This window comes from Arenibaculum pallidiluteum (genome assembly GCF_017355985.1).
GTDB classification, from domain to species: domain Bacteria; phylum Pseudomonadota; class Alphaproteobacteria; order Azospirillales; family Azospirillaceae; genus Arenibaculum; species Arenibaculum pallidiluteum.
In genome coordinates, this window is record NZ_JAFIQU010000013.1 from 1 (window position 1) to 18,775 (window position 18,775).

General features: G+C 66.4%; 20 protein-coding genes, 1 tRNA gene and 1 pseudogene. 5 read left to right on the forward strand and 17 right to left on the reverse strand.

Annotated features, from left to right (window positions below):
* Positions 1-86 precede the first annotated feature (86 nt).
* Positions 87-854 (reverse strand): 3-oxoacyl-ACP reductase family protein, encoded by a 768-nt coding sequence (locus JUB13_RS21580; protein WP_236025126.1) that lies wholly within the window; start codon positions 852-854, stop codon positions 87-89.
* A gap of 120 nt (positions 855-974) precedes the next feature.
* On the opposite strand from JUB13_RS21580, the gene JUB13_RS21585 reads away from it, so the two are divergent.
* Positions 975-1,541, forward strand: coding sequence for a TetR/AcrR family transcriptional regulator (locus JUB13_RS21585; protein WP_268914403.1), 567 nt, complete (start codon positions 975-977; stop codon positions 1,539-1,541).
* A gap of 238 nt (positions 1,542-1,779) precedes the next feature.
* Here JUB13_RS21585 and JUB13_RS21590 read toward each other — a convergent pair whose 3' ends face one another.
* Complete coding sequence (locus tag JUB13_RS21590; RefSeq protein WP_207482524.1) at positions 1,780-2,244, reverse strand: PAS domain-containing protein; 465 nt, start codon at positions 2,242-2,244, stop codon at positions 1,780-1,782.
* Between the two features lie 882 nt (positions 2,245-3,126).
* Between JUB13_RS21590 and JUB13_RS32245 the strand changes: the two are divergent.
* Positions 3,127-3,384: pseudogene (locus JUB13_RS32245) on the forward strand (calcium-binding protein); the annotation flags it as partial.
* 132 nt (positions 3,385-3,516) lie between these two features.
* Here the strand turns inward: JUB13_RS32245 and JUB13_RS31505 are convergent.
* Positions 3,517-4,611, reverse strand: coding sequence for an AI-2E family transporter (locus JUB13_RS31505; RefSeq protein WP_236025128.1), 1,095 nt, complete (start codon positions 4,609-4,611; stop codon positions 3,517-3,519).
* Positions 4,612-4,932: 321 nt separating this feature from the next.
* On the opposite strand from JUB13_RS31505, the gene JUB13_RS21600 reads away from it, so the two are divergent.
* Positions 4,933-5,328: a hypothetical protein gene (locus JUB13_RS21600; RefSeq protein ID WP_207482528.1), complete on the forward strand. Its 396-nt coding sequence runs from the start codon at positions 4,933-4,935 to the stop codon at positions 5,326-5,328.
* A gap of 109 nt (positions 5,329-5,437) precedes the next feature.
* Here JUB13_RS21600 and JUB13_RS21605 read toward each other — a convergent pair whose 3' ends face one another.
* Positions 5,438-5,995 carry a PAS domain-containing protein gene (locus JUB13_RS21605; protein WP_207482530.1) on the reverse strand — a complete coding sequence of 186 codons (558 nt, stop codon included), beginning with the start codon at positions 5,993-5,995 and terminating at the stop codon, positions 5,438-5,440.
* 1,336 nt (positions 5,996-7,331) lie between these two features.
* Positions 7,332-8,441: an NADH:flavin oxidoreductase/NADH oxidase gene (locus JUB13_RS21610; RefSeq protein ID WP_207482532.1), complete on the reverse strand. Its 1,110-nt coding sequence runs from the start codon at positions 8,439-8,441 to the stop codon at positions 7,332-7,334.
* A 490-nt stretch (positions 8,442-8,931) separates the two neighbouring features.
* Here JUB13_RS21610 and JUB13_RS31510 point away from each other — a divergent pair, with 490 nt between their 5' ends.
* Both JUB13_RS31510 and JUB13_RS32250 read left to right on the forward strand, forming a co-directional pair.
* The gene (locus JUB13_RS31510; protein ID WP_236025129.1) at positions 8,932-9,387 is read left to right on the forward strand and encodes a hypothetical protein; all 456 of its coding nucleotides are present in this window, start codon (positions 8,932-8,934) and stop codon (positions 9,385-9,387) included.
* Positions 9,387-9,815 carry a hypothetical protein gene (locus tag JUB13_RS32250; protein WP_407928164.1) on the forward strand — a complete coding sequence of 143 codons (429 nt, stop codon included), beginning with the start codon at positions 9,387-9,389 and terminating at the stop codon, positions 9,813-9,815. The genes JUB13_RS31510 and JUB13_RS32250 overlap by 1 nt, the downstream gene beginning before the upstream one ends.
* Here the strand turns inward: JUB13_RS32250 and JUB13_RS21620 are convergent.
* The 12 genes from JUB13_RS21620 to JUB13_RS21675 all read right to left on the reverse strand — a co-directional run bounded on the left by JUB13_RS21620 (position 9,749) and on the right by JUB13_RS21675 (position 18,737).
* Positions 9,749-10,573 (reverse strand): class I SAM-dependent methyltransferase, encoded by an 825-nt coding sequence (locus JUB13_RS21620; protein ID WP_207482534.1) that lies wholly within the window; start codon positions 10,571-10,573, stop codon positions 9,749-9,751. The genes JUB13_RS32250 and JUB13_RS21620 overlap by 67 nt on opposite strands.
* Before the next feature lie 101 nt (positions 10,574-10,674).
* Positions 10,675-11,205 (reverse strand): dihydrofolate reductase family protein, encoded by a 531-nt coding sequence (locus tag JUB13_RS21625; RefSeq protein ID WP_207482536.1) that lies wholly within the window; start codon positions 11,203-11,205, stop codon positions 10,675-10,677.
* A 344-nt stretch (positions 11,206-11,549) separates the two neighbouring features.
* A tRNA-Phe gene (locus JUB13_RS21630) sits at positions 11,550-11,625 on the reverse strand.
* Between the two features lie 86 nt (positions 11,626-11,711).
* On the reverse strand, positions 11,712-12,008 hold the full coding sequence (locus JUB13_RS21635) for a DNA gyrase inhibitor YacG (protein ID WP_207482538.1): 297 nt from the start codon (positions 12,006-12,008) through the stop codon (positions 11,712-11,714).
* Positions 12,009-12,014: 6 nt separating this feature from the next.
* Positions 12,015-13,268, reverse strand: coding sequence for a ribonuclease E/G (locus JUB13_RS21640; protein WP_207482540.1), 1,254 nt, complete (start codon positions 13,266-13,268; stop codon positions 12,015-12,017).
* Entirely contained in the window at positions 13,265-13,849 is a 585-nt protein-coding gene (locus JUB13_RS21645) for a Maf family protein (RefSeq protein ID WP_207482542.1), read from the reverse strand. Before JUB13_RS21645 ends, JUB13_RS21640 begins: the two co-directional genes overlap by 4 nt.
* A complete protein-coding gene (locus tag JUB13_RS21650; RefSeq protein WP_207482544.1) occupies positions 13,846-14,004 on the reverse strand; it encodes a hypothetical protein in 159 nt (52 codons plus the stop codon). Before JUB13_RS21650 ends, JUB13_RS21645 begins: the two co-directional genes overlap by 4 nt.
* Before the next feature lie 125 nt (positions 14,005-14,129).
* Entirely contained in the window at positions 14,130-14,789 is a 660-nt protein-coding gene (locus JUB13_RS21655) for a TerC family protein (RefSeq protein WP_207482802.1), read from the reverse strand.
* A gap of 339 nt (positions 14,790-15,128) precedes the next feature.
* Complete coding sequence (locus tag JUB13_RS21660) at positions 15,129-15,641, reverse strand: winged helix DNA-binding protein (RefSeq protein ID WP_207482546.1); 513 nt, start codon at positions 15,639-15,641, stop codon at positions 15,129-15,131.
* A gap of 187 nt (positions 15,642-15,828) precedes the next feature.
* Complete coding sequence (locus tag JUB13_RS21665) at positions 15,829-16,809, reverse strand: TRAP transporter substrate-binding protein (RefSeq protein WP_207482548.1); 981 nt, start codon at positions 16,807-16,809, stop codon at positions 15,829-15,831.
* Between the two features lie 77 nt (positions 16,810-16,886).
* Positions 16,887-18,191 carry a TRAP transporter large permease gene (locus tag JUB13_RS21670; RefSeq protein ID WP_207482550.1) on the reverse strand — a complete coding sequence of 435 codons (1,305 nt, stop codon included), beginning with the start codon at positions 18,189-18,191 and terminating at the stop codon, positions 16,887-16,889.
* Between the two features lie 3 nt (positions 18,192-18,194).
* Positions 18,195-18,737 carry a TRAP transporter small permease gene (locus JUB13_RS21675; protein ID WP_207482552.1) on the reverse strand — a complete coding sequence of 181 codons (543 nt, stop codon included), beginning with the start codon at positions 18,735-18,737 and terminating at the stop codon, positions 18,195-18,197.
* Positions 18,738-18,775 lie beyond the last annotated feature (38 nt).

The following is an 18,775-nucleotide window of genomic DNA, read 5'->3' on the forward strand; positions in this document are numbered from 1 at the left end:
TGAGCATTGCCACAATCGCAGTAAGGGAACTCGTCCGCTCCCGCGTATAAAGAGCTCAATCCATGTGATCTCGCCGGCGGTCAGCCCTATGCGTTGTAGCCACCATCTACTGCGATCAGGGCACCGGTGATGAAGGCCCCCTCCGGGCCGACAAGATGCCCGACCATTGCCGCGATCTCCTCGGGCCTGCCGTAGCGGCCCACCGCCATTAGGGCCCTCTCAGCATCCGCGGTCGGTCCGTCGGCCGGATTCATGTCCGTATCGGTCGAACCCGGCTGTATGAGGTTGACCGTGATCCCGCTCGCGCCGACATCCCGCGCCAAGCCTCGGGTGAACCCGATAAGCGCCGACTTGCTCATTGCGTAAAGCGTTACGCCGCCATAGGGCACGCGCTCGGCAAAGCACGACCCGATCGAGATGATCCGCCCACCGCTCCCGAGATGGCGCAGGGCGGCCTGTGAGGCGAGGTATACGGCCCGAACATGGATGGCCAAAGTCCGGTCGATCTCCTCGAGTGTCACGTCGGCTGGAGGTCCAAAGGGGAAGACCCCCGCGTTGTTTACGAGGATATCGAGACGGCCGAGCTCGCGGACCGTCCGCTCGACGGATTCGACCACATCGCCCGGACTGGCGCTGTCCGCCCTGATCGTCAGTCCGCGCCGGCCAGCCGCCACAACTGCATCGACCACTTCCCGGGCACTGCTCTCAGAAGCGGAGTACGTGATGGCCACGTCCGCCCCCTGTGTCGCAAGCCTCCTAGCAATGGCGGCACCGATGCCGCGGCTGCCGCCGGTTACCAGTGCGATCCTTCCCTCCAACATGGCATCCTCGTTTTGTATCGATCGGTACACCATGGAGCATGCGCTTGCCTTCAGCTGTCAAGGGCGTATTTTCCCGGTCGGTACAAAACACGGCACGGATCTCCCATGCCTCGTCCGCGCAAGTTCGAACGAGCAGAGGCGCTTCGGCGCGCAATGGAAGTCTTTTGGCGGCAGGGCTACGAGGGGACTTCGATGAATGACCTGACGGCTGCCATGGGCATCAACCGGCCGAGCCTCTACGCCGCATTCGGTTGCAAGGAGGCGCTGTTCCAGGAGGCGGTCACGCTCTACGACGCGACCGCAGGCGCACCAGCGGCTCGCGCGCTTGAGGAGGCGCCGACCGCGCGGGAGGCAGTGGAGCGTGTGCTGCGCGTGAACGCGTCCTATGGCGCAGCGCCGGGAACGGCGCCTGGCTGCATGATCGTCCTCGCAGCGACCGTGGGCAGTCCAGAAACCGAGGAGGTGCGGGCACTTCTCTCCCGACGGCGTAGCGAAGGTCAGATAGGGCTTCGCAACCGTCTTCAACGCGCCATGGCAGAGGGTGATCTTCCACAGGGCGCTGACATCGACGGGATTGCCATGTTCTACACGGCGGTCCTGCAGGGATTGACGATCCAGGCCAGGGATGGAGCGGCCGCCGAGGCTCTCCATCGCGTTGTCGACAAGGCCATGGCAGCGTGGGATGTGCTGGTCCGTCCCAGCACAGATGAACAGCTGTAGAGGCTCGCTGATACTGCAGTGCTGACGCGAATTCTGTCCAGTGACGGGTCACACCGCGGCCATTAGGACGACCAGGACGAACAGACAGTGACGATTACCGCTGCACCGCAGTCCCCGAAGCACGGCAAAGTACCCACGGGCCGGCTGATTGGCCGCTACATCCCAGCCGGTCCACATGCACAATGGAAACCCTGCTGCACGGCCCGGTTATCAAAGGATACCTACGAGGAGGTGCGCATCAAAGCCTTGGGCTCCCAACCCAAACGGTCCCTTTCTTCTGTAGATGCACAAAGCAGCACAGGAAGGCGCTCACCGAGCTTCCATCTTCGGTCAATGGAGAAATGACGCCACAAAAGCGCTTCTGGATCCCTTTTGCAGTCACGAACTCGTCCTCAACCCTGACAGGCTGCCGCGTCGACATGCATGTTCGAAGATTGTCAGCGAGAGGTGCAACGGTAGGATTTCCCTTTATCACCTCGGACAGAAGAGTCTTAGAGAGCCGTCTTCCATAATTATCGGCAACCGTTTCACCAACGATCACATGGTAGAAATCACTCCCCCCATCCCTGCTCTCCAACAACACGAGGTAGGGTAGAAGGTTGGGTATCAGCGTTACGTCCAACTTCTTGCGATATGGAAGTTCTCCAATGCCACGCATTTCATTCCAGAAAGCGAGGAATCGGCCTAACAGATCTTCGGGCATCCGATCAGCCTCGACCTTTCCGACCACTCGGGGTGAGCGGTATGATCCGATCAACAGATACGCCTTAATTGGGTTACTACGTTCTCGGTGAGAGCCGCGCCTGGGATGAACCTGCCGATCGTCGCAGCGCTTGCTGCCTCTCCCGCACCGGTCCTACGCATTGAGAAACGGCGCAGCGTGCTCCTGGAAGGGGCGGCAGCCCGGATCTCGTCGGAGTTTATCAATGCGCCCATTTCTACCAATGCACGGCGAAAGACAATTCAGAACATACTGGCTGCTAACAGACAGAATTTCTAATTTCACTGCATTCACCCGTCATGATCTACTCACCTTCCTAATCAGCCAATCCTTGCAGCGTTTACAACTTTTAAAATCTGCCCCTGAAATAATACTTGGCTTGTCTCATTAGATTCCAAGTATTCACATTGACCATTACTATCCCGGAAACTCGGGCATCCGAGACCTCCGCAGGCGAGAAGCTGGTTCAGGGCGGCCCAGGAGCCGATGCGATCCTCGCCAGCCCGGCCGTGACCTTCGACTGGGTGCCCGCGAGGGGAACTCCTACTCGGCGCACTCATCCTATTATGACTGGTGGAAAAATTCCGGTGAGTACATCACGCATCGCGTTGTTTCGCTGAGCACCGCAAATGACACGGTCGTCTTCGAAACGTCATCCCCGCCCCTGACCTTCTCCATGGATCCGGTCGAATTCCGCTTCGAGGGGACTGAGGGCCTGGATGCGGACCTGCAATACCCTCGAGACGACTGGGATCTCGTCTGGTCCCGAGACCCGGAGACACAGGTTCTCGCCCCCCCACATCCTGCAAGAGATCCATAACGGATGGCTCTGGTACGGGCCGGACCAGATGCATTTCTACAAGCATGGACGATGAGCACTACGAGCAGAATGAGCGAGGTCGATGGCTGTTGCGCGACGCGCCCGACTTGACGGCGCTCGGCGGCGACGGCGCCGACATCATCTACGGTGGAACGGGGAACCACAGCCTGCTTGGGCAAGGAGGCAACGACCGGCTTCAGGAAGGAGTTGGCATTGCGTTCCTGGCCCGTGGGCAGGGTGACGACCGGCTGGATGGCGGAATCGGATCCCAGATCCTCAACGGGGGTGCAGGGAAGGACACGCTGATCGGCGGGACGGCGGACCAGACACCCATCGGGGGCGCCGGGCGCGACGACCTGCAGGCGATCGCTGGATGGCCCACTCCCCTTCGGTTATGCCCCAACCACGCCGCTTGGACGCCGACGACACTGATCTCATGTAGGCAGGCCGTCGTTTTCGGCGACCGGATCGGCCTTACGGGCCTCGCCTTCAGTCCAGTCCTCGAGGAGGTTGAAGGCGACGGCCAGGAGCGTGGGGCCGAGAAAGATGCCGACGAGCCCGAAGCCCAGCACTCCACCGACGGCGCCCAGGAAAACGAGGACAAAGGGTAGCGCGCTGGTGCGCGAGATCAGCATCGGCTTGAGGATGTTGTCGACGCCCGACACGATGACTAGGCCCCAGATACCCAGAAAAGCCGCCCAAGCGAAGTCGCCCTTCCATGCGAGCCAAAGCGCAGCCGGAGCCCAGATCAGGGGCGGCGCCCCGGGAATCAGTGAGGCCACGAAGGTCAGCAACCCCAAGAAGAGCGCCCCGGGAATACCTGATATCCAGAAGCCGATCCCGGCCAAAAGCCCCTGGGCGAGGGCTGTACCGATGACACCGTAGACAACGCCCCGAACAGTCGCGGCTGCGACCTGGATCAGGTGCTCGCCGCGCTCGGTGAACTTGGACAATAGGACGCGCAGGCGCTGCGATGCGGCCTCGCCGTTCCGGTAAAGGAAGAACGCGATAAAGACAGAGAGCGCGAGCTCGACCAGTCCCTTGCCGAAAGTACCGCCGGCTGCAATGGCGAATCGCGCAGCGGGCTCGACAAACCCCTGGACCATATCAAGTACTCGCGCACGATCTGCCGCGAGCTCGTTCCAGTAGTCGTGGAACTCGGTGCCAACGAGCGGGAGGGAGGCCACCCACACCGGCGCGGCGGGCAGGCCTTCGGCAAAGACAGTTCGCGCCTTGGCGACGACACCCGCGGTGTCGTCGGCGACCGATGCTACGACGACGGCGAAGGGCACGATGAGCACGACGGCGATGGCAAGCGTCATGATCGAGGCCGCAAACGTCCTGCTTCCGTGCAGAAGCGTCTCAAGACGCATGAAAATCGGCCAGGTCGAATAGGCCAGAATCATCGCCCAGAGGAGCGAGGTGAGGAAAGGGAAGACGACCACGAGGCAACCTAGCGCGAGGGCCGAGGCCGCCGCGATACCGGTCCCCCTTTCGAAAGTCTCCTTAAGCTTCATGATGTCGTCCATCCCATCCCGCAGAACAATAAGCGCCGAGGCAATTTAGGAAGAGAATGCGATACCGGCACGCCGTCGTCATGCGGAGCCCGTTAGGGGGCTGGAGCGATAGCGGCTGGCCCGGGTCCGGGAAATGGACCGGAGGTCAGGCTGCGCAACTGCTACTGCCTGTGCCTTCTTGTCCGGATGGCCATTCGCGGAGCTTGGACCATCGCTTGGTCTCGTTGCGGGCCTTCACTGCGACCGCGAGGGCTTCCGCCGCCCAACCAGCACGACCAGGCGCCTGCCGCATGTGACCGTTTCTCGCGGAGCCTCGGGACGCGCCTGCCCGACGTGCGGATCGCGATCCACTGCGAGATGGGCCGCAGCCGGTCCGCGGCCATCGCCCTGGGCATCATCGCCGACGAGCTCGGGCCCGGGCGCGAGAGCGAAGCCGTCGCCGAGCTGCTCAGCCGCGACATCGAAGGCCATGTCTCGCCGTATCCGCTCCTGATCCATATCCTCGACCAACGCCTCTGGCGCTACGGTGCGCTCGAGGCGGCCCTCGCCGCAGCCAGCCCCGCCTATGTGGCAGCCCGCGACCACTGGGCTGCCGTGGCTGCCGATCCGGAGGGCGCTCTGAAGGCGCGCACCAAGCGCCGTCGGCGGCCGCGCCGCAGCGAGTTCGACCAGGACGTATCCGGCGATTGGCCGCGATGGATTGTAGGAAAGGAAGACCTGCCGACGTAATAATTTCGGCAGGTTCGAGGTATGTCGAGGAACCCTTTGAGGGTCCTGTAAAGGCCCCCAGCGATCCTGTCCATCGGACGCGGGTACTCGGGCCCGATTACCGCCTTGTTCAGCCGGCGGTCCCGCGTTCCCGTTTGGATCGCCACACGCGCGGCTCCGGCCTTCGACCCTCGTTGCGCGAGCGAGGATAGACGAGCTTGGCCATGTACTGATCGATGGACTGCCCATCGCCGGACAATGGCAGCAGCAGGGAATCGAACCCGAAGACCTGGCCGTCGATCGTGCGCTCGCCGGCGGCGCTGACTGGCTCGCCATGCGCCAGAGCATTCGTGAAAAGCCGCAGGCAGAAGTCCCGGAAGACAGGATCAGGCTGATCCTCGAAGGTCTCGTGCGTCATGTCGTAGCCGGCCGCCTCGGTGATCAGATCGCCGATCAGCCGATAGCGGAAACGCAGCGGGTCATGCTCGACCGCGATCAGCATCAGCTCGCCGAGGTGAAGGCGGAACGCTTCCGGGTCGATGTCGCCGCGGGCTGGCCAGCGCCGGCTACCGCGCAGACCATCCCAGACCCGTAGGAGGTCCAGCAGATCCGGTTCGCGCGTCACGACCCTGGAGTAGCGAGCCAGGTAAGCTGCGGCCAAGGGAACAAAGGCACCCTGGTTCGGCATCGATTTTTCACCTCCTCGCCAATGCCCTGATCCGCTCCGGGCCCAGTTCGCCCTCCTGTCCCCAGCCCCCGGCGCCCGACTTCACGGCCGGCCGGAACTGATCGTAGAGCCGGAATCCCGAGCGCGCGAGCTCCGCCGGCTCCAGCGAGCCCGCGAGCTTCTCCAAGGCGGCGCGCGACGAGTCCAGAGCGTCGGAACTTGCCGGCGAGATATCGCTCCACGCTGAGCGGCGCGATCGGTTTGCCCCTATTGCCGGCCGTCAGCGCCCTCGGGCCGGTTCATCAAAGGGGCACCGATTCACGGCAGCGCAAAGCGGGCCGGGTTGAGCCGCCACCGATCCCTTTTGCCTCTCCGGCACCGGCGCAACTACAAACACGTTCTGAACTGCTCTAGCCGATCGTAGAAAGAAGAAGCATTAGGCCCGCAAGGTTGAACGCCATGTGAGAAACGATAGAGTGCTGGAGTCCTCGGCCTCTAACGAGCCACCACAGGCAAATAGCTAGGATGAACTGAGGTATAAGGACCGCCTCAGCTCCATGCACCACGGCAAAAAGTGCCGATATGGCAGTTCCTGATGCCTAATAGTATTTGTCTACACTAAGGCCTAGCCGGATCAGTATCGCGGCTGGGCCCCGGAACAGGACTTCTTCAACCGTGGGACCGATAACGACAACCATGATGAAGGTCCACACGACACTCTGCTCGAGTTCGTCGGCGACCATATCCTCATTCGCGCTACCTAGAGCTGGCAGGCCGAATAATGCCGCGAACAAATCCAATGCAGGTAGGACCAACGCAACCAGCACGGCGGTTTCAAGCAAGATGCGGGCCATGTCACCAAGGTGACGTGGCAAGACATGTTAGGATGATGTCGGCATATTATTAAGCTGCGGCCAAGCCGCTGACTCCCGGTGATACGGCGCTTGAGTGATTATGCGGCAGCATCAAGTCGATCCGACGTCCTTCGGGCGTCGGGACGACGGAGTCCGCGTTGCCATTCCATCCACCTGCAGCATCCGGAAAATGCTCAACCCGCGCGCGCCGTCATACCGGCCGTGCGAAATGTATAGGGTCGTGCGGTCTACACCGAACTGATTGGCCACTTGGCCAACCGTCATCCTCGAATCAGTGAGGAGTGTCCGCGCCATCTTGACATTCGTCCGTCCGGACGGCTCCGGCACAGAGGTAGTCCGGGAACATGGAGGCGCAGACGCGAGGGACGCCGTCAGCGCACTCATCAGCGCATCCCGCAGGAAATCGCTAGCTTCCCGTCGCGCCGTGGAAGTGCGTCGCCACGACGGGTACTGACATCCCACCGGCAAGTGTCCAGAGCCGCTCAGTGCCCGATGTCGAAAAGGTCACCGTATTGCCGAGGCTGGGATCGGTGATACTGGTCCGGTGCATGAACGCGCGCTCCAAAATGGGCGGCGGCATGCCAGGGCCAGCGCGGGTTGTAGAGGACCGTCCGCGCCAGCGCGATCAGGTCGGCATCGCCGGTGCCGACGATCGCTTCCGCCTGCTCGAATTCGGTGATGAGCCCGACGGCAATCACAGGCATGCGCGTCGCCGCCTTCACGGCGCGGGCAAGGGGTACCTGATAGCTCGGTCCGACCGGGATGCGCTGGGCTGGGCTGAGGCCGCCGCTCGACACGTGGATCGCGGCGCAGCCTCGGGCTTCCAAGGCGCGCGTGAAGGCGAGCGTCTGCTCGATGTCCCAGCCACCCTCGACCCAGTCGGTGGCGGACACGCGGGTGGTGACCGGCCGGTCGGCCGGGAAGGCCGCCCGGACCGCCTCGAACACCTCGAGCGGGAAGCGCATGCGGTTCTCGAGGCTGCCGCCATACTCGTCCTCGCGCCGGTTCGAAAGCGGCGAGAGGAACTGGTGGAGGAGGTAGCCATGGGCGGCATGGACCTGGATGGCGTCGATTCCCAACCGCGCGGAGCGCCGGGCCGCGCCGGCGAAGGCGTCGCGGATGCGGTCCAGGCCCTGCCGGTCGAGCGCGATCGGCGGGTTCTCTCCCGCCTCGTACGGGTCCGCGGAGGGGGCGACCGTCTGCCAGCCATTCTCATGCTCGGGGGCGATCTGTGCACCTCCCTTCCAAGGCTGATCGGTCGAAGCCTTGCGGCCGGCGTGGGCAAGCTGGATGGCAATCGGAATGCTTGACCAACCGCGCACGCTCTCGAGCACGCGTCCGATCGCCGCTTCCGTCTCCTCAGACCAAAGGCCAACGTCGGCGTAGGTGATGCGGCCTTCGGGCAGCACCGCCGTCGCCTCGATCGTCAGGAGCGCCGCGCCGGATAAGGCAAGATGGCCGAGATGGATGAGGTGCCAGTCCGTCATGCACCCGTCCACCGCCGAGTACTGACACATCGGCGCGATGACGATCCGGTTGGCGAGTTCGAGCTCGCCGACGCGCACCGGCGTGAAGAGGCGGGCTCGGCTCATTGTGCGCCCGCTCCACTGCGGACAAACGGACCTCGCCAGCAGGATCTGGCGAGGGCTGGCGGCGAAATGACGGAAGTCTCGACGGCCATGGCTCAGGCTCCTTCGCGCCACCAACAGGGCTGGCCGGAACCTGTCTTCGCGGCTTGCTGGCGTATACCGTGGGCCTACGTTCTGTGGCCGCGGAAAGGTCTGCGGCCAGCGGCGGGCGAAATCCGGAATGCGCGGGGCGGAGCGACCATTTCGCCGTCGTGCGGCACACGATGGGACTCGCTGCTGTGGTTCTGTTCTCCCACAGCGGTTCGGTCGATGTGGGCGCCAAGAGTTGGGGAAGGCACTGGCTCAGCGATAAGTTCGGCGCGAGTCCGGAGGCTGTAGGCGAGCCTGGCCGCCTTGAAGGTTTAGGCCCGGTTGTCAGAACCCCAGAGCCTATAGTTCGAGCGAGATCCGGTGACGGTCAGCCGGTTTCCGTGCATTTGGCACGGGAGCGAACATGGGACCGAAGGCGGCGGAGCTTGTGGCGGGGATTATCGACCGGATCGAGGATCGGCCTCCCGCCCCCGGACGTCCGCCCGTGCCGACGGTGGAGGTTGTCGAGACGCAACGGTTCTTCCTGCGCGAGGGCGGTCAATGGCGTGAACTGCGGGCCTTGGCAGGACGCGCTTCCGGCTCCACCCTGAGGCGCCGCCTCAACGGCTGGCATGCCACGGCCCTGCTGCGCCGCGTCCATGCCGTCCTGGTCCGCATGGCGCGCTCTGGCCCCGACGCCGCGGCCTGGGACGTGGCGCTCGACAGTTCTTCGGTCCGAGCCAAGCGCGGCGGCGAACTGACGGGGCCGAACCCGACCGACCGCTGCAAGGCCGGGACCAAGTTCCATGTCGTGGTCTCGACCGACGCGTCCCGCTGGCGATCGTCCGCTCGGCCGCCAACGTCCACGACACCCGGCTGATCCCCGACCTGCTGCGCCTGGCCCAGGTCGTCTGCGCCGCCACCGGCCGGCTCTACGCGGACGCTGGCTACGACAGCGCCGACAACCGGTGGCTCTGTCTCCGGGACGGCATCCGGCCTCGCATCCGCAGGAAGGGCGAGCCGCACGGCTCCGGCCTCGGCTGGGTCCGCTCCGTCGTCGAGCATGGCTGCGCCTGGTTGCTGGCCGACAAGAGGCTCGACCGGAGGCACGACAGGCTCGGCCGGATCATTCTCGCGCTCCTGGTCGCAGCCTGCATTTTCATCATCGCAAACCGGCACCTTGCGTTCTATCGGGGCAGCTCAGCCGGCAGCCTGCGTCGCCCCCTGGCCGTCCCTCTTGATCAAGGTCTTTCGGCGGCGACCACAACGGCCGGCATCATGAGCTCGACCGTTCCTTCCCGGGCATGAGCAGCGACGGCCTCGCGCACGGCACTCCGGATCGCCGCCAGAGCTTCCGGCGTCTGCGCCCGTAGCAGGGCGGCGGCGCGAACGGTACCCTTCATCATCGCCTCGAACGGTGCCTCTGGCGACTTCACCCGCCAGACCTGAGGGACAGTAATCGCGGTGGCGGACCGGAACCCTGCCGCCCGGAGGCTGCGTTCGCACTGCGTGCGATCGCTGAACAGAAAGAAGTTTGGCCCAGGCGGCAGGGGGACATCCATGCGGCCATGGGCCTGAACGGCACCATAGACGATGCCCAAACCTTCGCATTGCTGTGGCGACGCCCAGACGCTGAATGCGATACGGCCTCCGCCTCGGAGCACACGAAACGCCTCGCCGAGAAAGGCGTCCGGATCGGGGAAATGGGGCATGCCGAAGTTGCTGACCACGGCATCGAAGCTTCCGTCCGGGAACGGCAAGGCACCAGCGTCGCCCTCACGGAACTCGATCGCCGGGTACTGCCCCCGGGCCAGGGCGAGTTGCGTCGAAGAGAAATCCAAACCGACCACCTCGGCGCCTCGCTCGGCGGCCGCAGCCGCGGCATAGCCCGCACCAGTGGCAACGTCCAGAACCCGCATCGCGGTCCCGACGCCGGCGACGTCTAGAAGTGCCCCAATAGCCTGTGTGGCCACGGGGGCGAGGTATTCGTGATACCCGAGGGCGACGTCCTCCGCCGACCACCCCTGATGTTCGAAGTAGCGAAATGAGGCCGTTGGATCTGACATCGTAGCCTCCCTCGCTGCACCATGCCGCCAATCCTACAACCACATCCCGGCGGCATCGAGGTGGACAGAGGGGGCGTCTTCACCGGTTTTGATAACCACCTCTAAGCAGGAACATACGTCAACCTAATCACGTCCTCGCCAACCAGATCGCTGGCCGCAAGGCGCAGCAGCGGCCGCGGGCCGGCGAAGAATGGCGTGCCGCGACCCAGCACGACGGGGTGGAAGTAGAGTCGATACTCATCGATGAGGCCAAGGTCGGTCAGACTTTGCGCCAAGTCTGGCCCGGAGACTGCAATCTCCCCAACAAGTTGAGCCTTCAATCCACGGACCACCGCCTCGAGGTCATCCTCGACAAGTGTGGCGTTGGGGCCGACGGACTTCAACGAGCGCGACAAGACCCATTTCGGTTGGCTCCGCCAAGCCGCCGCGAAGGCGCGCCGCTCCGCGTCCCACTCAGGATCGTCTTCATCCCAATAGCGCATGATTTCGTACATGCGGCGGCCGTACACACTGCCCGTCAGGCCGCGTACGTGCTCTATCCAGTGACGAAAGAGCGCGGGGCCTACCTCCATTTTCAGGTGGTCGACGTAGCCGTCCAGGGACTGGTTCATTCCGAACACAAGCTTCGCCATTTTGCAAAACCTCGGTCCCAAGTCTTTCAGATTAGCTTGAGCCGCAATTACGCGGAAGGAAAGTTGGGCATGATCGCCACAGTGTCGGCGTGACCACCGCAGGTCCGCTATCCCCCAAGAGGTACGCGGGCCGCCGACAGTTGTGGGCGGCCCTGTATAGGCTCGCTTCTGAGGTCGCTGGCCGACCGGAACGCTTCAGCTCACGCGAAGAAAGAGTTAGGCGGAGGAGCCCAGCGTTTCTGCGGGTTTCGGCGATGTGGCGCGGTGTGGCGCAGACACGAAAAACCGGCTCCCGATGACAGGACCGGCCCAACGGAAACCCAACATTATCAAGGGATTGGGAATGGTGCCCAGGGCCGGAATCGAACCAGCGACACGGGGATTTTCAGTCCCCTGCTCTACCAACTGAGCTACCTGGGCATCCGCGGGGCGAGGCAGCCTCGCCCTCGGTGTGGGCCGTCCTTATAGAAAACGGCGCCGGGCCTGTCCACAGGAAATCGCCGGCCTCAGCGCAGCCGTGGCGTGCTGCCGGCGCCGGGCTGCGGAGCGGCGTCCGCGTCCGTGCCAGGGTCGGCGCCGGGATCGGCCTCGGGGTCGTCGGCGGGGATCTGGTAGACGCCGTTCAGCCAGCGGGCGAGATCGATGTCGGCGCAGCGGCGCGAGCAGAAGGGGCGCGTGTGCGTCTCTGCCGGACGGCCGCAGATCGGGCAGGCCGCACGCGGGCGGCCGGCCTGCGGCTTCGGCTCCAGCGTCGTCGGGCCCCCGGGAGCCCCCGGGGCTGCGGGGCGGTTCTCTTCGGTCATGGCGATCTAATGGGCATCGCCGCCGCCGTGGTCAAGCGGTCCGGATCCGGCGAGAGCCAGCAGCTCCGGGATCTCGGGGCCGCGGCGGCCGCGGGTCATCTCGACAAGCCCCAGGCGCGTCAGGCCGTAGACCTGCACGCCCGCCGGGTCCTCAGCCACGGCGGCGGACAGGGCCTGGACCAGCCGCTCGCGCTCGCCGGCCCCCTTCATGTCGATGAAGTCGACGACCACGATGCCGCCGAGATTCCTGAGGCGGAGCTGGCGCGCCACCTCCTCGGCCGCCGCCAGGTTGGTGGAGAGCGCGTTGCCCCGTTCGCCGCCGTTCACGTCGACCACGGTCATGGCCTCGGTCCGGTCCACGGCGATCCAGCCGCCGCCCGCGAGATCGACGCGCCGCCCGCCCAGCCCGGAGATGGCCTCCTCCAGGCCGTGACGCTCGAACAGCGGCTCGGGACCGCGATGCAGCGAGAGGACCGGCACCAGGTCCGGCGCCGCGTCGGCCGCCCAGGCGGCAAGCTCCCGGTGAAGGTCCGCCTCGGCCACCCGGATCGCGGAGATCGCCCGCCCGCCCTGCTCCACCACTGCGCGGCGCGCGGCATCGGGCCCGGCCAGCAGAAGCCGAGGCGCCGCCCCTGCCGCCGCGCCCTGCTCGATCGCGCGCCAGGCCAGCGCCAGCGATTCCGCCTCGGCCGCGAGCACGGCGTCCGGCACGGCGGCCGCCTGGGCGCGCACGATCCAGCCGCCCCCCACGGCCACGGCCTCGACCCGGCGCGCGAGCGCGGCCCGCAGCCCCGGGTCGCGGCCCAGCCGGCGCGAGATGCTCAGCCCCGGCGTCATCGGCGTCATCACCAGGAAGCGCCCCGGCAGGGTCATGTCCATGGTCAGGGTCGGCCCCTTGCCGCCACCCGGCTCGGCCTTGACCTGGACGAGCAGCTCCTGGCCCGCGCGCAGCAGGCGGCCGATGGGCTGCCCGCCGCCGGCGCGCGCGGCCTTGCGGCTGCCGGCGCCGGGAAGGCGGAGGTCGGAGGCGCCGATCAGCCCCGCGCGCCCTTCTCCGATATCGATGAAGGCGGCGTCCAGACCGGGCACGATGCGCTCGACCCGGCCCAGGAAGACGGCGCCCAGCCGCGAGGGTCGCGCCGCATGGTCGAGCTGCAGGTCGGTCAGTTGCCCGTCGCGCAGGGTCGCGGCGCGCAGCAGCGGCCCGCTGCGGTCCACCAGGATCTCCGCCGGCGCCGCGGCGGGTGCCGCGCCGCTCATGGCAGCGGGAAGCCCACGCCCCGCAGAAGCCCCGCCACCTCGAAGAGCGGCAGGCCCACCACGTTGCTGTAGGATCCCTCGATCCACCGGACCAGCGCGGCGGCGCGGCCCTGGATCGCGTAGCCGCCGGCCTTGCCCTGCCATTCGCCGGAGGCGAGATAGGCCTCGGCCTCCTCCTGCGACAGGCGCTTGAAGGCCACGGTCGTGACCACCAGCCGGTCCAGGCGGCGACCGTCGGGCAGCACCAGCGCGACGCCGCCATGCACGCGGTGCCGCCGTCCCGAGAGCAGGTCGAGGCAGGCGCGCGCCTCGGCCTCGGCCTCGGCCTTGGGCAGGATGCGGCGGCCGCAGCCCACCACGGTGTCAGCTGCCAGCACCAGGGCGCCGGGATGGCGGGAGGCGACGGCTTCGGCCTTGGCGCGCGCGAGCCGCCGGGCGTGCGGCCCCGGCAGCTCGCGCGGCAGCGGGGTCTCGTCGAGCTCGGCGGGATCGACCGCAGCGGGGACGATTCCGATCTGGCGCAGCAGATCGAGACGCCGCGGCGAGGCGGAGGCCAGCACCAGCGGCCAGGGGACGTTCATGCGCAGCCGTTCACGTGAAGCGGAAGATGATGCGGCCCGTGGCCGGGCCGATGGGCAGGCATTCGGTGCCCGTTCCCGGGCGTCGCGCGGCCCACGGCGCCCGGCGGCAGCTCGACCCCGGTCTCGCCGAGCTCGGTCAGGTCTTCGGTCGCCATGGGGCGCAACCGCGTGGTGTCGAACCCGCCGATTCCTGGACGCGTGCCGCGGGCCCGTCAAGGGCTTCGGGGGCGGTCCGGGGAGCGAGCCGCCGCCCCCGGACCGCCCCACCGGCCGAGCGGGGTCAGATGAGGCCCGCCAGCAGCGGCTCGACCTCCTGGTAGCCGCGCCAGATCATGTCCAGCGCCACGTAGAAGATGGTCGCGAGACCCACATAGGCGATCCAGCGGAAGCGGTTCAGCAGGTTCGCGATGAACGAGGCGGCGACACCCATCAGCGCGACCGAGAGCACGAGGCCGATCACGAGCACCGATGGGTGCTCGCGCGCTGCGCCGGCCACCGCCAGCACGTTGTCCAGCGACATGGACACGTCCGCGACGACGATCTGCCAGGCGGCCTGGGAGAAGGTCTTGGTCGGCGCGCCGCCGGCGACGTTGCCGTCCCTGTCCAGGTCCTGCTCGGCCAGAGCCTCGGCGGCCGCGTGCTCCTCCTTGTGGGAGGACCTCAGCTCGCGCCACATCTTCCAGCAGACCCAGAGCAGCAGGATGCCGCCCGCGAGCAGCAGCCCGACCACCTGAAGAAGCTGCGTGGTGATGCTGGCGAAGGCGATGCGCAGCACGGTGGCCGCGATGATACCGACCAAGATCACCTTGCTGCGCTGCTCGCGCGGCAGCCCCGCCGCCGCGAGGCCGATTACGATGGCGTTGTCCCCCGCGAGAACCAGGTCGATCATGATGACCTGGAGCAGGGCCGCGAGGCCATCGGCCGTGAAAATCTCCGTCAGCAATGCCGTTCTCCTGCAACTGTTCGGGGAGCGGCAGCCCGGGCTTCGGCGGGCCGGCTAGCCGTCGCACACGACCGGAGGCAGGGACCGGCAAGCCCGGTTCCAGGTTCGACCGCGTGGGAAGGCTGGCCAGGCTCGGCGACCGCAAGCGCGAACAGGCCACTCCACATGTCCAGTCCGACATCGCAGCCCAAGGGACTGCCAGAGGGGCCCGGCCTGGCGTCGCCCTTTTAGCGCGGCAGCCGCCGCTGCTCAAGCGCCAGGGACAGGTACCGCCAGCGGCGGCTCCACGCCTCCGAGGAGCATCCGCCGGCCGGCAGGCCCGCCGGTCGGCCTGCTTCAGAGCGAGCTGGCCGCGCGGGAGGCCTGGTCGTACAGGCCGGAAAGGGCACGCAGCAGGCCCGCCGCCTCGCCGATCTGCCGGTTGTCGACGGTGCCCAGCGCGTCCATGGCGCGGATCAGGCAGCTCTCGCGGACCTCGCGGTAGCGGCGCACGGTTTCCTGGCCCTTCTCCGAGGTGCTGTAGAGCACCTCCTTGCCGCGGCGCGTACGCTCGATCAGGCCGTGCCGGTCCAGCTTCTTCAGCGCATAGTTCACGATGTGCGTGTCCTCGATGTGGAGGACGAAGGCGATGTCGGCCAGCCGCTTCTCGCGCGCGCGGCTGTTGACGCAGTGGAGCACCAGGATCTCGGTGACCGAGAGGTCCGGGACGCCCGCCGCTGCCATGCACTGCACGACCCAGCGGCTGAAGGCGTTGTTCGCCACGATCAGCCCATATTCGAACTCGCTGAGCTCGGCACTGCGCTCCGAGACCAGATGGGCCGAGGAGACGATCGAATGCGGGGAGGACACGGTCTGGGCCTCGTGATCGGTGGCGGGGCAGGCGGGCTCCCGCACCGCGGGACGGTCGCCGGGCCTTATTGCACGACCGCGGGGTACGGAACCGTCCGGAGCGGCCTTCCCCGCGGCGGACGCCGGCCCCGGGGCCCGAAGGACCGGCGCGCCCGCCGGAGCGGGCGCGCCGTCCCAGGCGCTAGGCTTACTTGCTCTTGTACGCGTTGATGAGCTCGTGGCCCGAGGCGCCGGCGCGCTGCAGCCAGTCGGCCGTCAGGCGGCTGCCGATCTGGCGCAGGCCATCGGCCAGCGCCGGGCTCGGCTGAAGCACCTTCATGCCGTTCTGGGCCATGATCTCCATGTTCTTCCGGGTGGTCTCCTGGGACAGCTTCCAGCCGCGCTCCTCGGCGGTGGAGGCGGCCCGCAGCAGGCCCTCCTTCGTCGCGGCATCCAGCCGGTCGAAGGCCGCCTTGTTCACGAAGATGACGTTCTTCGGCAGCCAGGCCTGGGTGTCGTAGTAGTGCGTCATGCTCTCCCAGACCTTCGAGTCCACGCCCGTGGCCGAGGAGGTGATGAAGGTGTTCACGACGCCGGTGGCCAGCGCCTGGGCGAGATCGGCGGCCTGCACCGTCACCGGCTGCGCGCCCGCGATCTCAGCGATGCGCGAGGTGCCGGCGTTGTAGGCGCGCCAGCGGGTGCCGCGCAGGTCCTCGACGGAATTGATGTCCTTCTTGGCGAAGATGCCCTGCGGCGGCCAAGCCACGGCGTAGAGAAGCTGCAGCCCCTGGGAGGCGAGCTTCTTCTCGATGGCCGGCCGGGACACCTGGTAGAGCTTCCAGGATTCCTGGTAGCTCGTCGCCAGGAACGGCACCACGTCCAGCCCGAAGAGCGGATCCTCGTTCTCGTGCAGGGAGATCAGCACCTCGCCGGCCTGGACCTGCCCGGTCTGCACCGCGCGCTTGATCTCGGGCGCCTTGAAGAGCGAGGCGTTGGAATGGACCGTGATCTCGAGCTTGCCGCCCGTCATCGCCTTCACGTCGGCGGCGAACTGGTTGAGGTTCTGCGTGTGGAAGTTGGCCGGCGGATAGGCCGAGGGCAGGTCCCACTTGGTCTGCGCGGCGGCCGGAACCGCCGTCGCAGCCGTGACTACGGCCGCGAGGGCCAGGGCGGAAAGAGTCGTGCGCATCGATGAAGCCTCCAGTTTGGTTTGTTGATGCTTAGATCACCGCAGCTTCGGATGGAAACACTTCGATCAAACCCGGCCTAGGACGGGAAGACCAGCCGCGGCAGCCAGGTGACCGTCGCCGGGAACACGGTGATGATCACGACGGCGGCGACGAGCAGGAAGAAGAAGGGAAGCGCGGCCCGCGCGACCGTCAGCGAATCCTTCCCGCTCATGGTCTGCAGCACGAAGAGGTTGAAGCCGACGGGGGGCGAGACCTCGGCCATTTCGACGACCAGGACCAGGAAGATCCCGAACCAGACGAGGTCGAAGCCTGCCGCCGACACCATGGGCAGCACAACGGCGGTCGTCAGCACGATCATGGAAATGCCGTCCAGCGCGGTGCCGAGAAGGACGTACATCACCATCAGCGCCATGATCAGCACGAACGGGCTGAGATGGAAGCTGTCGACCCAGGAGGCCAGGGCGTTCGGGATGCCGGTATAGGCCATGGCCGTCGACATGAAGGACGCGCCGGCAAGGATCATCATGATCATGCAGGTGACGCGCGTCGCGCCCATCACGCTTGCCCAGAAGCTCTGCCAGGTCAGGCTGCGCGACCAGGCTGCGATCGCAAGCGAGCCCATGACGCCCCAGGCCGCGCATTCCGTCGCCGTTGCCCAGCCCGCCACCAGCGTCGCGAAGACAAGCAGGATCAGCAGCATGCACGGGATCAGGTGGGCCGATTCGCGCAGCTTCTCGCGGAACGGCATGGCGGGCTCGCGCGGCGGCATCTTTCCGGGGTTCAGCAGCGCCCAGACCGCGATGTATCCGGAATAGAGCCCCATCACGATGGCGCCCGGGATGAAGCCCGCCAGGAACACCTGGATGATCGAGACGTCCGCCGCGACGGCGTAGATCACCATCATGATGCTGGGCGGGATAAGGATGCCCAGCGTGCCCGCGCCCGCGAGGGAGCCCAGGCTGACCATCTCGTCGTAGCCGCGCTTCTTGAGCTCGGGCAGCGCGATCTTGGCGACAGTCGCGCAGGTGGCGGCCGAGGAGCCGGACACCGACCCGAAGATCCCGCAGGCGAGCACGTTCACATGGATCAGCCGCCCCGGCAGCCAGTTCAGCCACGGAGCCAGGCCGCGGAACATCTCCTCGGACAGTCTGGTGCGGAACAGGATCTCGCCCATCCAGATGAAGAGCGGCAGCGCCGCCAGCGTCCAGGACGCGCTGTTGCCCCAGATCGTCGTCGCCAGCACGTAGCCCGAGGACGGCGCGTTCGTGAACTGCATGCCGACCCAGCCGCAGGCGAGGAGGCCGACTGCGATCCACACGCCGCTTCCCAGCAGCACGAGCAGGACCACCAGGATGAGGCCCGCGATCGTGATGAGATCCATGGCTCAGACCCCGCTCTGGATGGCGCGCTCGACCACCTCTTCGGCGGTCTTGGGGGCGGGCTTCTCGTAGGTCGGCGCGAGGCCGGACAGGACCCTGGCCAGCTCGTCCGCGAAGGCGATGGCGAAGACGACGAGCCCGAACGCATATCCCATCTGCGGGATCCAGAGCGGCACGGGCAGGACGCCCTGCGCGAGGTCGTTGAAGCGCCAGGAATCGTAGGTGAGCTGGACCGCGTACCAGGCGAAATAGCCCACGGAGACCAGCCCCACCGTCAGCGAGACCACTTCCAGCACCCAGCGTGAACGCCCGGCCAGGCGATCGAAGATCAGCTCGACCCGGATCATCTCGCCGGACTTGAAGGTATGGGCGAGGCCGAGGAACGCCGTGGCGGCCATGCACCAGGCCACCAGGTCGTCGCCCGCCGGCACGTTCATGTCGATCTGGCGCCCGATCGACATGACCATCATCAGAAAGAAGATGGCGAGCAGGAAGAGTCCCGCCAGCCAACCGGTGGCTCGATAGAGCCAGTCCAGGACCCGTCTCATTCCAAAAATCCCCCAGACAGCCGGATTCACTCCTGCAT